This is a genomic window from Sorangium sp. So ce296 (assembly GCF_051529605.1).
Lineage (GTDB): Bacteria > Myxococcota_A > Polyangia > Polyangiales > Polyangiaceae > Sorangium > Sorangium cellulosum_D.
Genome location: NZ_CP150325.1, coordinates 13,926,641 through 13,940,761, shown reverse-complemented (window position 1 = coordinate 13,940,761; position 14,121 = coordinate 13,926,641). Strand labels below are relative to the sequence as shown.

At 74.4% G+C, this 14,121-nt stretch carries 7 protein-coding genes; 1 reads left to right on the top strand and 6 read right to left on the bottom strand.

What is annotated here, in order from left to right; all coding sequences use genetic code 11:
* Positions 1–172: 172 nt before the first annotated feature.
* The 6 genes from mltG to WME98_RS51395 form a co-directional block, all read right to left on the bottom strand.
* Positions 173–1,444: an endolytic transglycosylase MltG gene (mltG, locus tag WME98_RS51420; protein ID WP_437948909.1), complete on the bottom strand. Its 1,272-nt coding sequence runs from the start codon at positions 1,442–1,444 to the stop codon at positions 173–175.
* A 116-nt stretch (positions 1,445–1,560) separates the two neighbouring features.
* Positions 1,561–3,120 carry a vWA domain-containing protein gene (locus WME98_RS51415; protein ID WP_437948908.1) on the bottom strand — a complete coding sequence of 520 codons (1,560 nt, stop codon included), beginning with the start codon at positions 3,118–3,120 and terminating at the stop codon, positions 1,561–1,563.
* An 84-nt stretch (positions 3,121–3,204) separates the two neighbouring features.
* Positions 3,205–5,655, bottom strand: coding sequence for an NAD(P)-binding domain-containing protein (locus WME98_RS51410; RefSeq protein WP_437948907.1), 2,451 nt, complete (start codon positions 5,653–5,655; stop codon positions 3,205–3,207).
* Positions 5,639–7,342, bottom strand: a complete 1,704-nt coding sequence (locus WME98_RS51405) for a DUF4215 domain-containing protein (protein ID WP_437948906.1) — start codon at positions 7,340–7,342, stop codon at positions 5,639–5,641. Before WME98_RS51405 ends, WME98_RS51410 begins: the two co-directional genes overlap by 17 nt.
* Positions 7,339–10,242 (bottom strand): vWA domain-containing protein, encoded by a 2,904-nt coding sequence (locus tag WME98_RS51400; RefSeq protein ID WP_437948905.1) that lies wholly within the window; start codon positions 10,240–10,242, stop codon positions 7,339–7,341. Before WME98_RS51400 ends, WME98_RS51405 begins: the two co-directional genes overlap by 4 nt.
* Positions 10,243–10,468: 226 nt before the next feature.
* Complete coding sequence (locus WME98_RS51395; protein ID WP_437948904.1) at positions 10,469–12,853, bottom strand: cyclic nucleotide-binding domain-containing protein; 2,385 nt, start codon at positions 12,851–12,853, stop codon at positions 10,469–10,471.
* 309 nt (positions 12,854–13,162) lie between these two features.
* On the opposite strand from WME98_RS51395, the gene WME98_RS51390 reads away from it, so the two are divergent.
* A complete protein-coding gene (locus tag WME98_RS51390) occupies positions 13,163–14,020 on the top strand; it encodes a hypothetical protein (RefSeq protein ID WP_437948903.1) in 858 nt (285 codons plus the stop codon).
* The last annotated feature ends 101 nt before the right edge of the window (positions 14,021–14,121 follow it).

Sequence of the window (14,121 nt, the reverse complement as noted above, 5' to 3'; positions counted from 1 at the left end):
CGTGCTCCGGAGCGCGCGGGAAGCCTTCCGGAGCGCGCGCGAAGCTTCCGGAGCGCGCGGGAAGGTCTCGGGCGCGCGCGGGAAGCCTTCGTGCCGGCACCGGCGCCCGCAGCGCGCGCCCAGGTGCACCCGCCATGGCGCCGCGCTCCTGCGAGCGCCCCCACACCCCGCCCTACTGCGCCGTCGCCTCGCGCCGCTTCCTCACCGCGTCGTTGTGGTCGTCCAGGCTCTCGCTGAACCGGTGGCGCCCCCCGCCCGCCGCCACGAAGTACAGGTACTTCGTCGCCGCCGGCGCGAGCACGGCCGCGATCGACGGCCCCCCCGGGTTGGCGATCGGCCCCGGCGGCAGCCCCGGGTACGCGTAGGTGCTGTAGCGGTTCTTCGGATCCCGCACCACCGCGGGCGTGGGCTTGCCGCCCCACTCGGCGCACGACGGCGCCTCCTCGGGCCAGGCCACGCAGCCGTAGAGCGCCGTCGCGTCGGACTGGAGCCGCCGCGAGCGGAACGTCGGGTCGAGGAGCCGGTTCAGGAACACGCTCGCGATGAGCGGCCGCTCCTCCGCGACGACCGCCTCCTTCTCGACGATCGACGCGAGCGTCAGCACCTCGCGGCGACCCCAGCCGAGCGTCGCCTGCAGCGCGGCGAGCCCGTCCTTGCTCTCGGCCGCGAGCGCGCTCCAGCGCCGGTCGGCCTCGGCGACGAGGCGCTTCGCCACCTCGCGCGCGTCCGTGTCGAGCGGGAACTCGTACGTCGCCGGGAAGAGGTACCCCTCCGCGCTCTCCGCCCCCACCGCGCCGCCGCGCTCGATGCCGAGCGCGTCCAGGAACGCGCCGTCCGCGGTCGCGGCGAGGAACGTCTTCCTGCCGGCGACGCGCAGCTTCTCCAGCCGGGCCGCGATGTCGAAGCGGTTCCACCCCTCGGGGATCGTCACCTTCGCCGTGGGGCGCCCCTCCGCGCGCGTGAGCAGCTGCCGCAGCTCCCGCGGCGTCGCGCCCTCGAAGAGCAGGTGCGGGCCCGGCACGAACGCCTCGGTGCCGCCCGTCGCGCCGAGGTAGAGCGCCATCGCGCGCTCGCTCTCCACGAGCCCCTCGGCCGCGAGCAGCGAGGCCGCCTCGCCCGCGTCGAGCCCCTCCGGCCAGTTGATCTCCACGACGCGCCCCCGGTCCGGGGCCCTCGTGCGCCCGAAGCCGAGCACCAGCGCGAGCAGCGCCGCGCCCGCCACCGCGAGCGCGCCCGCGAGCCCGAGGAGCAGCGCCCGCCCGCGCCTCGGCCAGGGCCGCGCCGGGCGCCGCGACGCCGGCGCGCGCTGCCCCGCGCCGCGGCCCCGCCGCGCGGGGGTCGTCTTCCGGGTCGACGACGGGGGCTCCCGCGGGGGCGAGCCCTGCGCGCCGTCGCCACCCGTCCGTCGGTTCCCCGGACGGCTCGCCCTAGGTCGAACGCCCACCGCCCGGAGTCAAAACCCGAAAGCCCGACCCGTGTCAACGTCCCGGCCGCGGCGCGCGGCGCGTCGCCGCGGGAGCGCGCGCCGCCGCGGGAGCGCGCGCCGCCCCGGCCCGCGCGTCAGCGGGCGAGATCGAAGGCGTCCGCCTCGTTGCGGCGAACGGCGGCCTTGCCCTCGCGGGACTGCGCCGGGGCCGGCGGCGCCGGGGCCGCCGCCGGGGCCTGCGCGAAGCCGCCCGGCTTCGCGGGGGCGGCCGGCGGCGGCGTCGCGAACGACGGCGGCGCGCCGAAGCTCGTGTCGGCCCGCTCCAGCGCCGCGATCTGGCTCTCGAAGTCGGACGCCACGTCCTTCGCGCGGCCCGCCGGCGCGGCGCGCTTCGCCTTGTCGGCCGCGCTCCGCAGCGACCGCTGCTGCGCGTCGAGCTTGCTGCGCGCCTCGTCGAGCCGCCCCTGCTCGAACAGGAAGTTGGCCTGCTTCAGGGTCGCCGCCGTCTCGCTGCGCTGCACGCGCCCCGCGACGAGCGCGTCGAGCTCGCTCGCGTCGGCGTCGCGGTCCGCGATCGCGACGCCGAGCTTGCCCTCGCACCGGGCGTCGGTCTTCGCGACGAGATCCCGGTACGTGAGGCCGACGTCGGCGATCGGGGACGCGCCGCGCGCGTCGTCGCCGAGGCCGCCGAGGCGCACCTTGAGCAGCACCGTCTTCACCTCCCCCGCCGCGAACGCGCCGAGCGGCACGATCACCTGGTCGCCGGCCCGCCGGAACGAGCGATCGAAGACCCGATCGAGCGTGACGCCGGGCGCGAGCGCGATCGCGAGCTCCGCGCCGTTCGCCACGGAGGCGGTGAGCTGCTCCGCCTCCGCCTCGAAGATGCGCGCGAGCGCGGCGTCGTTCTCGACGAAGTAGTGCCGGCCGTTCGAGTCGAGCGCGATCGCCGACAGGATCTTCTCGTTGTAGTCGACGTCGACCCCGATGGTCGTGATGCTCACGCCGCGATCGCGCGCCCGCTGCGCGATCGCGCGGAAGCCGGGGAGATCGCGCACGCCGTGGTTGGCGTCGCCGTCGCTGAGGACGAGCATCCGGCTCACCCCGCCGCCGGCCTGGGCGAGCAGCGACAGGCCCTCCTCGATGCCGCACGAGATGCAGGTGTCGCCGCCGAGCGAGATGCCGCGGACGCCCGCGAGGATGCGGCCGCGCGTGTCCGGCCCGACGGTCGTGGGCGGCACGACCACGGTGGTCCGCGTGTCGAAGGTGACCACCGACACCACGTCGCCGTCGTTCATGCGGCCGACGGCGGTGGTCGCCGCCTGGACGGCGTTGGCGAGGCGGGTGCCCTTCATCGAGCCGGAGCGATCGATGACCAGCGAGAGGTTCGCCTGCGCCTGCGCCCTGGCGGGCGCGTCGTCGCTGCGGACCTCGAACATCAGGAACGTCTCCCGCGCCGAGCGGGGGAGGCGGGCGTGCCCGACGCGCCCCTCCAGCATCAGCCAGGATCCGGTGGCGAAGCGGCTCGGATCGACCGCGGCCACGGCGCCGCCCGTCACCTCCGGGACGACGGGCGGCGGCTCGGCGGTCACCTCGGCGGCCTCCACGGCGGCGCCCGAGGGGACGAGCGAGTAGACCGAGAGGCTCGTGAACATCATGCCGAGGGCGGAGAACAGGGCGACGTGGGTCGGCTTCATGGCTCCTCCAGAGAACGGCCTGCGCCCCTCGATCTTACGTCGGCTTCCGTCGGCCTCGTCGGCTTCCGTCGGCTTACGCCGGGCTCACGGCGGAGGGCCCGCAGGCGTGGTCCCTTCGACGTCCCCGGGCGCCGAACGATCTGACGGCTCCACGGTCGGCCGGACACCGGCGGCGCGGAGGGCGCTCCAGGGCGGGATGCTCCCGATCAGGACGAGCACGGCGTCGCACGGGTGCGCCTCTGCCCCTGACGGCGACGCGAGGGTCGCCGCGAGCGCGCCGCGCGGATCCGCGGTCAGCGCGGCGACGTCGGTCTCGAACCGGAGCGAGAGGCGGGACGCGGCGAGAAGGCGGCGCATCTCCTCGATGTTCCGCGTCTTTCCGCGCCGGAACCCGCCGCCGCGGTAGACGACGGTGACCTCGGTGGCCGGCTGGCGGGACAGCGCGATGGCGGCCTCCATGGCCACGTCGCCGAGCCCGACGATCAGCACCCGCTGGCCCGCGAGGCTCCGCGCGTCGGCGAGGTGGTAGTACACCCGGCCCTCCACCTCGGCGGACAGCTCGAACGGAAGCCGGCGGGGCGAGCCGCGCTGGCCGAGGGCGAGCAGCACGCGCCGCGCCCGGCGCTCGGTGCGCGGCCCGCCGTCGCGCGGCTCGGTGACGACGGCGAAGCCGGCCGGGGCCTCGGCGGCTGCGCCCGCGCCGCCGCCGAGGCGCGCCACCGACACCATCCGGGTCTCCTGCGCGATGGGGAGCCGCTCCTTCCGCACGATGCGGAGCCAGTGGGCGAGGAGCTCCTCCTTGGTCGACTCCTTCAGCCACAGCTTCCCGGTCACGGGCAGGTCGAGCGGCTGATCGAAGACCAGCTTGCCGCGCGGGAAGCTCTGGATGCTCTGCGCCACGCTGCCCTGCTCGATCACCTCGAACGAGAGGCCGAGCTCCTTGGCGCGCAGCGCGGCGCTGATCCCGGCGGGCCCCGCGCCGACGATGATCAGATCGAGCCCCGGGCCGCGGTCGCCGGCCTTCCGCAGGTCCTCCGCGATGCGCTCCGCCGCGAACGCGCCCTGGTGGATGGCGTTCTTGATGAGGGGGAGCCCGGTGACGTCGCCGGCGAGGTACAGGCCCGGCACGTCGAGGCTCCCGAGGTCGTCGCCGAGGCGCGGGCGGCCCTCGATCGGCGCGCCGCCCTCGATGGTGAGCGACCCGTTGGGGCAGCGCTGCTCGCACAGGGTGAGGCCGCAGCACGCCTCGGGGCGGGCCACGACCGCGACGTACCGCTCGACCGCGAGCACGTCGTACGGGCACGCGTCGACGCACGCGTAGCAGCCGAGGCAGGTGGTCGTGTCGATCCGGGGCAGGCGCACGCGCGCCGCGGGGCGCAGCATCGCCTCGGCCGCCTCGGCGTCGCGCGAAGGCCGCCGCGAGCGCCGCGCGCGCAGCGCATGGCCGCCGCGGGCGCCCGCGAACGCGAGGCCGGCGGCGGCGAGGCCGGCGCCCATCCAGAGCAGCGCGCGCCCGCGCGGCAGCGCGCCCCCCGGGGCGGCGCCGGCCGCGCCCGCTACGACCGGCATGGCCGCGGCGGCGTCGCGCGCGGCCTCCCAGGCGAGGGCGCGGTCCTCGGTGTGCTGGCCGCGGCACACGCCGCCGCCTCCGGCGCGGCCGGCGCGGCCGGTCGCGGCGTCGTCGGGGAGGGCAGGGCGGTGCTCGTCGAAGCAGGCGATCGGCCGGGCGTCGCCGAGCGGCGCCTGCGCCTCGACCAGGCAGCGCGCGATCGGGTCGCGCGGCGCGCCGAGGTCGTGGCACGGCGCGCAGCTCCCGGCGGCGACGATCGCGACCGTGGCCGGCTGGCTCGGGCGGAAGGCCGCCCTCGGGAGCTCCACCTCGGCGCCCGGCGCGAAGCGCACCGGCGGCCCCGCGGGGTCGAACACGACGCCCTGGTCGCCGCGGTGGATGGGGTGGCACGTGGCGCAGCTCATCGCGCCGCTCGCGAGCAGCTGCCCGTGGCTCGCGCGGGTGGACCCGTGGTCGCCGTGGCACCCGGTGCAGGCCCGGTCCAGGCGCGCGCCCGCCGCGGACCCGCGCGGCGCGGCTTCCGCAGCCCCCCGCGGCGCAGCTTCCGCAGCCCCCCGCGGCCCCGCGGTCGCCTCCTCGGCGTGGCACGACGCGCACGCGAGCTGCGCGCGCGCGTGGGGCAGCGAGAGCGGCCCCGGCGCCGCGTGCCCCCCGGGCGGCGGGAAGAGCAGCGCCGCCGCGCCGGTCGCGACGGCGCCCGCCAGCGCGGCCGGCAGCACGCCCCGGAAGCGGGTGACGTCGGACGTCGACTCGGCGCGGCGCGCGGCGCGACCGCGCACGATCTCGCGCGGCTGGGCGGCGCGCTGGCGCGGATCGGACAGGTCGGCGCGGTAGAGCGTCCTCGATGGGTCGGGCGGCGGCGCAGGCTCCCGGGAGGCGCCGCCGGACGGAGCCTCCCCGTCAGCGCCGCCGGACGGGGCCGCGGTCCGGCTCCCCCCGCCGGCCGGGCTAGAGGATCGTGACATTCAGTCGATAGAAGAAGGTCGCGTCGGGGACGAGGTCCGAGGCCCTGACCCGCACGCGATAGGTGCCCGCGGCCAGGTCGGTGGCCGACGCGGAGGAGCAGTAGCCGACCCCCGAGTCGTCGTCCGAGGCGAGCACGTCGGCCCCGTCGCCGCCGAGGATCTCGACGTAGCTGTCGAGCCGGTTCGTCGCGCAGGCCTCGGTGCCGTTGTCGCTGACGGTCGCGATCAAGGTCGAGCGCGGCCCGGGCACGTTCACGGCGACAACGTCGACGTCGCCTGCCGGCGAGATCTCCGCGAGCCACGGCGCGGCGTGGGCGTTGGCCTGCGCCGGCGCGTCGTTCGGCTCCGTCTCGTCGAGCTCGAAGCGGCAGGCGGCGCTGCACCCGTCGCCGGCGGTCGTGTTGCCGTCGTCGCACTGCTCGCCGGCGGTCGTGTCCCCGTCCCCGCAGACCTCGGGGACGAGCGTCACGAGGAGCCCGTAGGGAGCCCGCTGCTCGGGGCCGACGCGCGCCGTGACGCGGACGTAGTAGTCGCCCGCCGGGAGCGCCGGCGCGACGGCGCGGGCGCAGCGGCCGACGCCCCCGAAGTCGCGCTGCACGATCAGCGCGCCGCTCTCGTCCAGGATCTCGACGATGGTGTCGAGCCGGCCGTCGAGGCAGTCGGAGCTCGTGATGTCGCCGGTCTCCACGACGAGCGCCGTGGGCCCGGTCGGCACGGTGACGCGCACGACGTCCTTGTCCTCGGGCGGATCGATGATGGCGAAGAACGGCTCCTCGTAGGGGTTGGCCGAGGCGATGGTGTCGTTCGGCTCGACCTCGGTCGCCTCGATCCGGCATTCGTCGCTGCACCCGTCGCCCGGCTCGTCGTTGCCGTCGTCGCACGCCTCGTCCGGATCCTGGATGCGGTCGCCGCAGGCGGGCACGCGGCTCCTCACGATGAGCTCGAACGCGCCCGCCTGGTCCGCGATCGCGCTCGTGACGATCACGTGGAACGCGTCGCCCTCGTGGACGGGGATGGTGAGGCGGTTCTCGATGCCCGCGCCGGCGCTGGCGCCGCCGCACGCGAGCTGCGTCTCGGCGCTGTCGCAGTCGCCGCGCAGCACCGCCAGGAGCGCGGCGTCGGTCTCCGGGGTCAGCACCACGTCGAGGAACCCGGTGGTGGTCGCGGTGAACGTGTAGGCGACGCCCGGGGCCCCCGCCGCACACCCGCCCTCGACCGCCGCGTGGCCGCTCGTATCGCCGGTGACGGACGCCGGATCCGAGAGCGCCACCGGGGCGGCGCACAGGTCCGCGCACGCCGCCTCGCACTCCGGGTCGCCGCAGTCGGCGCTGCCGTCGCCGTCGTTGTCGCGGCCGTCCTGGCACGCCTCCACGCCCGTGCAGCCCGACGTGTCGGCGGTGCACTCGGGGCTGCACTGCAGCACGCCGCCGTCGAAGCCGAGGCTCTCGCACGTGGCGCCCCCGAGATCGGCCCCGTCGCACGCCTCGTCCAGCGCGGCGACGCCGTCGCCGCAGGCGCCGCCGCCCGCGCCGCCGCGGCCGCCGTCGCCGCCGCCGCCCGCACCGCCGGCGGCCCCGGCGCCGCCGGAGGGAGACTGAGGCCTCGGCCGGTTGTCGTCGTCTGCGCCGCACGCCGCGGCGACGGCCGCGGCGGAGAGCAGGGCGATCGCCGCAATGCGGCGGCTCATTCGGAATCCGGACATGAATACGTGATCTCCCAGTCCTGCACCTGAACACCGCCGCCGCCCGTGCTCGTCGGATTGAGCCTCATCTGGATCTCGAGGTACTCGGTCCGGGCGTCCGGCAGCTCTTGCAGCACGTCGAAGAGGTTGATCGCGCACGGCGGCGTCGAGTCCTCATCGCAGATCCGGGTGTCGGTGGGCACCGCGTGGGCGGTGGCGGCGAGCCGCACCGTGGCCCCGTCGAGCTCGGCGGGGTCGTCGGCCGCGCGCACGAAGAACTCGACGCTCGAGTCGCCCGGCGTCGCCGTCCTGTACCGGAGGAACCCCCACTGGGTCTTGGTCCCCGGCGGGCAGACGCCGTGGTAGCGCTCCCAGCTCGTGGTCATGGGCGTGAGGCTCGTGGTCACGCACGGGACGGTCGCGCGGACCTTCCCCGGGCTGTCGCGGAGGGCGGTGCACGTCTGTGGGCAGAGCTTGACGCTCGTGTTCGTCGCGTCGGCGAAGTACCAGCCCTGGCCGCAGCTGGCGAGGTCGGCCCGTGGCGTGAGGATGGTCTCGGTGCCGGCGCTGTTCACGTGGACGACCGACACCGAGGCGGGATCCGACGCGCCGGCGAGGGGGACCGTCACGTCGCAGGCGAGCGCCTGGCCGCGGATCGAGACGAGCGCGTCGCGGAGGGTCGTCGACAGCCCCATGCCGGCGGTGAGGTTGAACGCCCGCCCGCCGCCTCGCATCGCGATGAGGTTGATGATCTCCGCGTTCGAGGCGCCGAAGCCCACCGCGTGCACGCGGACGCCGTGGTTGTCGTAGGCATTGCGCGCCAGCTCGGCGATTTGGTTCGGGACGGTGTTGCAGTCCGACGGGATGCCGTCGGTCACGAGCACGACCGCGACCTCCTCCTCGGGGTGGGCGTTCTTGTAGGTGATCGCCCAGTCCGTGGCGCCGTTCAGCGCCGGGTACATGGGCGTATCGCCGTTCGTGCCCGGGCTGTTCGTGTAGAGCGCGTTGTAGAGCGCGAACTCCTGCTGATCCATCGGCCAGGGGTCCGCGGTCAGCCTCCGGGCCGTCGTGCCATCGAAGGGGACGATCGGCCGGTTGCAGTCCTTGACGGCGTCGGCCGGGCAGGCGCCGGCGAGGTCGTTGCACGGGCCGGGGTCGTTGTGCGGCCAGAACCGGAACGCGACCCCGAGCCCGGCCGACGCCGGATCCGCGAAGAACGCCATGAGGGCGTTACGCGCCGGGGTCCATCGGTCGGTGCTCGCCCCGCCCGACGTCATGGAGGCGGACCGATCGAGCGCCACGAACAGGGTGGCCGGCCTGATCATCGAGACGCTGGCCGTGGCGATGCAGCCTGGCGATTCGCACATGGCCGACTGATAGATGCTCCCGTTGTTGCCGCACTGGCACTCGGCGATCTGCCCCGGGCCCGGCGGGTTGACGATGAGCTCCATGCCGTCGGCGACGCCCGTGCAGCCGGCCACGCTGATGCACTCGCCCGGGGCGATCGGCTGCGCGGTCGTGCAGGCGAGGGCGCCGCCGGTCGGGCTGCAGGAGTTCAGGACGCGGCTCGGGGCCGAGGAGGGGAGCTGGCCCGCGCCCGCGGGATAGCGGTGGATCGCGATGCCCGCGGGCGCCGGCATGGTGCCGCGGTTGCAGACCGGGATCGTCCCGCCGCAGGGCACGCCGACCGTGAGATCCACGCCGGTGCACGCGGGGTTCGTCTGGTTCGGCAGGTAGGACTTGCAGAGGCCCTGTTGCACGCCTGGCTCGGTGCCGCACGCGGCGCCGCACTCCTGCTCGGCCAGGGCGACGCACGTCGCGTCCCACGAGTTGGTCGGCGTGGTGCACGTCTTGGGGGCGCACCGGGTCGCGACGAGGTTCCTGCACAAGTTGCCCCAGTTCGGCACGCACGCGCCGTCGGTGAGTACGGTCGGCGTGGGGCATATCCCGGACATGGGCGGACGGCACCGGCCGCCGGTCAGCAAGGTGCTGCCCATTCCGATGAGCGTCGCGCAGTCCGACGAGCTCATGGGGTGGATCTCGCAGCAGAGCGGGTTTGTCGCGCAGATGTTCTGGATGCACGGGTCGCCGCAGGTCGTGGTCATGTTGGTCGCGGTGCCGGTCTGGCAGGCGTCATGTCCACAGTCGGCCGGTATCGTCGGCTGGATGCAGCAGCTCGGCCGAGCGTCGCAGACCTTCGCGATGCAGCCGCTGCAGGTCGTCAGGAGGGGGCCGCCGGTCGCGCACGGGGTGTGGGCGCACGCGCTCTGCGCGGGGTGCTCGCAGTACTGGTCGAACTGGCAATCCTCGCTGGTCGTGCAGGGCTGGTGCGTGCCCTGCCGCGCGACGGTCTCGGGCAGCTCGTTGATGTCCCCGACCGACCACGTGTACGTGATGCCGGTCCCCGAGAGGTCGATGGGCCCCCCGTCCGGCGTCTCCTCGAACGACTGGCACGACGGGTCGCACGGGTTCGTCGCGCAGAGACCCCCGTCCGAAGCCTCGGAGTTGGCGAGCGGGCGCGGATACCCGCTCTCGCCGTCCCCGCGGGGCGAAGGCCCGAACGGCGACCTCCGCATCGTCATCGTCCCCTCGCAGCTGCCGTAGCGCCCGTCCTGGCACCGGCGGACGCCGTCCATGCAGGTCAGCACGCCCGCGTTCTCGCCGACGGTGATGTGACACTCCACCTCTTCGCCGTCGACGCACGGGTCGCCCGCCTCCGCCCCCGCGTCGGGCAAGCCCGTCCCGCCCTGCGGCCCCGGAGGGCCGCTGTCGTCTCCGCTGCACGCCCCGGCGATCACCGCCGCCGCCGAGGACAGCGTGACCAGCAGCAGCGCTCTCGGCGCCCACGCCTCGGCGAAGCCTGATCGGGAGAGCGCTCGCATCCACTTGGTCGAGGGACCAGCCATCAGCTTCTCTACCTTCTACTGGGGTGGTGTCAGGAAAATTGTACCTGGCCGCTGAAGGCAAAGTCCAGGCCTCTCGCCCGCGCGCCGCCTGCCGCGCGAAACGCGGTCGCCGCGCGCGGGCGCGGACCTCGCCGCGCGGCGGGCGGCGCGCGACGCACAAAGAAATGCCGTGCCCCGCAACGATTTCATAGCGAGTCAGGCGCCCTGTCGGCCGGCCGCCGGGCGCTCATCGGGGCACGCTCGCCGCCGTGATCGCGTGGAGCACGAGCAGCGCGGCGGCGACGCCGAACGTGATGATGTGCGCCGGCAGCCCGCCGCGGAGCGCGGCGAGGAGCGCGCGCTGGGCCGGGAGCGCGCGCAGCTCCACGGCGATGCGGATGAGCTCCGAGAGGCCGGCCAGCCGCTCGCTGCCGCGGCCCTCGAGGACGGCGTCGATGCGGGCGCGCAGCGCGCGCTCCTCCTCGCGCAGCCCGCGCCCCGAGGCGAGGAGCGCGAGCGGGCCGAGGGGGCTCTTCAGGTAGGGCACGAGGACCTTCTCGACGATCTTCTTGACCAGATCGCTGCGCCCGCTCACCTCGCGGTAGAAGCGGTCGAGGAGCTCGCGGCGGGCGGCGGCGAAGTCCTCGGGGAGCGCGGCGGTGCGCTCGACCCGGGCGAGGCGCCGCGGCGCGAGCCGGTACGCGAGCGCCGTGAAGGCGCCGGCCGCCGCGGTCGCCCAGAACGCGAGGTGGAGCGCCGCGCCGAGCGTCGGGCGGCCGGACCGCGGCCATGGCGCGTGCGCGAGCGCGAGGCCGGCGGTGACGAGGCCGATCGCGAGGTGCGCGGACAGCTGCGGGCGCAGCCGGCTCCGGACCGGCGCGGCGTCGTCCGCCGCGTCCGCCCCGTCCGCCCCGTCGCGCCGCCTGGGCCGCATCCACAGCCGCCGCCCGGCGCGCTTCGGGACGGCGTACCCGAGGAGCAGCGCGACCCCCACGGCCGCGGCGACGCCCGCCCCGAGCGCGGCGCCGTCGCCCGGCCGCGCCCCGCCGCGCGCGTGCGCCGACAGCCCCGCCGCGCCGAGCCCCGCCGCCGCGATCGCGCTCCCGGCGAGGAGCGCCGCGCCGCCCCGCTGCCCGGCGGAGCGCTCCTGCTCGCGCCGCGCCCCGCCGAGCAGATCGCGCACGTCGGCGATCTCCTCCGCCGGGTTGACGCGGAAGATCGAACCCGTGGGGCAGGCCTTCACGCACGCGGGGCCGTCGTGCTCGCGGCAGAGATCGCACTTCACCGCGATGTCCAGGGAGCCCGCGCCGCCCGGGCGCTGCGCGGCCGGGGGGCGCGGCGCGATCGCGATGTTCTCCCAGGGGCACGCCTTGGCGCAGGCGCCGCAGCCGGTGCAGAGCGCGTCGCGGATGAACACCTCGCCTCCCGTGTCCTTGCCGATGGCGCCGGTCGGACACTCGATCATGCAGGCGGGGCTCTCGCAATGTTGACAGGAGTTCGGCAGGAGCAGGCTCCGCGGCGCTTCCGCCGGCGCGTCGGCGGGCACGTCCGCCGCGTCGTCATCCACCCGTGCGCGTATTTTGTCGCCGCGGCGGACGAGTCGCGAGATCCCATGTACGTCGGCGCACGACCACGCGCAGTGTCCGCAGCGAGCGCACGTGTCGAGATCGATGACCAGGAGCGACCGCGCCACCTGGAGGCGATAGAGGTCCCGGAAGAGATGTGCGGTGTGGTTGCGCGCCTGGCCGGCGACGATCGCTTCCTGGGCGGCGCGCTGGTCGCCGGTGATGCGCCGGAGTCGCGAGATCAGACCAGGGTGCTTCCGCGCGAGGCCGGCGAACGTCTTCGACGGTACCGACAGGAGCGTCGCCGCGCCGCTGGCCACGGCGCTCGCCGTCCGGCGGCGACCCTCGTCGAGCTCGACGTCCCCGAAGAAATCGCCCCGGGTGAGGTACGCCCGCACATGAATCCGATCTCCCTCCTCGGTCTGGATTTGCACCATCCCGTCGGCGATGAGCCACAGCTCGGTCGCGGGATCCCCGTCGCGATAGATGGCCTGACCGCGCTCGAAGCGGCGGTGACTCACCGCGTCAAGGAGCATGTCGATGTCTTCCGGATCGAGGTCGCGCGTGAAGGCGAGGGTGCCGAGGAGGTCGCGCGTGGCGCTCCTCCGCAGCGCGCGCTCGAGCTTTTCGGCGATCTCAGCCTTGCCGGAGCGGCCGGCGGCGCGGCGGAACAGGTGGACGGGGATCTCCGCGAGGACGCTGGGCGCGAGGGCGATCGCGGTGGTCCTGCGCGACATGCCCACGACCGCCTCCTCGCCGAGGACATCGCCCACAGCGGCGGTGCGCACCTCCGTATCGCGATCGTCTCCGCGGCGTGTCGCGCGCAGCGCGATACGCCCGGAAGCGACGACGAAGAGCGCGTCGCCGGCGTCGCCGGCGCGATAGACGACCTCGTCGGTCGAGGGGGTGCGGAGCCGCCCTGCCTCGGCGATCTCGCGCCGCGCGCGCTCGTCGAGCCCTCGCAGCAAGGGGGCGTCGAACACCGCCGGCGGCCAGGCGTCGGGGCGGCCTTGCGCCGCGCCGCGCGCATCGAGCGCATCGATGTAGGTGTGGTCCGGCGAGGGCATCAGCAGGGCTCCCGGTCGCCGAGCACAGCCGGAAATGCGGCTCCCGGCGCGCGATTCTCTCCATACCATCGCGCATCAGCTGTCGTAAGGGACGACATGGTCTTACTCCACGTTCGAGCGCTCGAAAAACTGCAAAAAAAGGAAGAGCGACCCGAAAAAGCCTTGACACCTAAGCCGATCATAGAGAATATCCATCCTGCTAGACTCGGCATGTTCGGCGCCAGGGTTGCTTTGATGGTTCAGCATGAAATGACTAGCATCTGTTCCAGAGTGCACATGCAAGGTCATTCACATCAACGAGGTAGAAGTATGAACAGGCGCACGACGAGTTTGGCTGTTGCATCGCTGGCTGCCGCGTCCTTCGTTATGCTGGGCTCGGCGCCCGCGAGCGCCAAGGACCACACGGACTGGGCCCTCGATTTCATCGACAACGCCGTCACCAACGACGCGACCGTCGGGGACGAGAAGTGCTACATGACCTGGGATGACCCCGAGGTCGTCAAAATCGATGGCGAGGACGTCACGATCAGCCCCTGGACCGGCAGGACCAAGGGCGCGTGCTTCTTCGTGCTGTCGCTGAAGAAGTCGATGGGCTACTCGGATGAGGACATCAGGTACCTGTGGGTGAAGTCTCGCCCCTCGTCCGCGGAGCTCTACGATCTCATCAACGAGAGCCCGGTGGTCGGCGGGCTCGCGAGGGAGCCCGAGAACTTCTTCCGCCGCGTCAACAGGGCGGTCGACATCCAGAAGGGCGATGTCCTCGTCATCGACGCCACGGCCACCTATGCCGGTCACACGGTCATCATCACGGGCCCGGCCACGGAGATCAGCCCGGTCATGCCGCGCTACTCCGGGACGAAGCAGTACGCCGTTCCGATCGTGGACTCGACAAGCTCGCCGCACGGGTGCTTCGACGCGGACAGCGAGTACGCGGACAGCCGGTGGCAAGGGGAGTGCACCGGCGGCTACATGGCGGCGGGGGCCGGGACGGGCACCATGCGCGTGTACACCGACGCGATCACGAACCACCTGCTCGGCTACACGTGGAGCGTCACGCCGTCGATGACGAGCTACTACTCCCCCTCGACGCGGCCCTACCGGATCGGCCGGCTGTTCAAGCTGCCCGTCGATCCGGTCTCGGACGAGCCGCCCCCGCCCCCTCCCTGATCGCCGGGGCCACGCTCCACGATCACCGCGAGCTGAGCCTTTCAGCTCTTGACCAGCGAAGCCCTTACCCCGCGGGCCGGGGTGAGGGCTCGCCCCTTTTT

Bases quoted from the DNA above. Each gene is read 5' to 3' on its own strand.
- WME98_RS51410 (WP_437948907.1), bottom strand. From the start codon at position 5,655: ATGTCACGATCCTCTAGCCCGGCCGGCGGGGGGAGCCGGACCGCGGCC.
- WME98_RS51415 (WP_437948908.1), bottom strand. From the start codon at position 3,120: ATGAAGCCGACCCACGTCGCCCTGTTCTCCGCCCTCGGCATGATGTTC.
- WME98_RS51390 (WP_437948903.1), top strand. From the start codon at position 13,163: ATGAACAGGCGCACGACGAGTTTGGCTGTTGCATCGCTGGCTGCCGCG.
- WME98_RS51405 (WP_437948906.1), bottom strand. From the start codon at position 7,342: ATGAGCCGCCGCATTGCGGCGATCGCCCTGCTCTCCGCCGCGGCCGTC.
- WME98_RS51395 (WP_437948904.1), bottom strand. From the start codon at position 12,853: ATGCCCTCGCCGGACCACACCTACATCGATGCGCTCGATGCGCGCGGC.
- WME98_RS51400 (WP_437948905.1), bottom strand. From the start codon at position 10,242: ATGGCTGGTCCCTCGACCAAGTGGATGCGAGCGCTCTCCCGATCAGGC.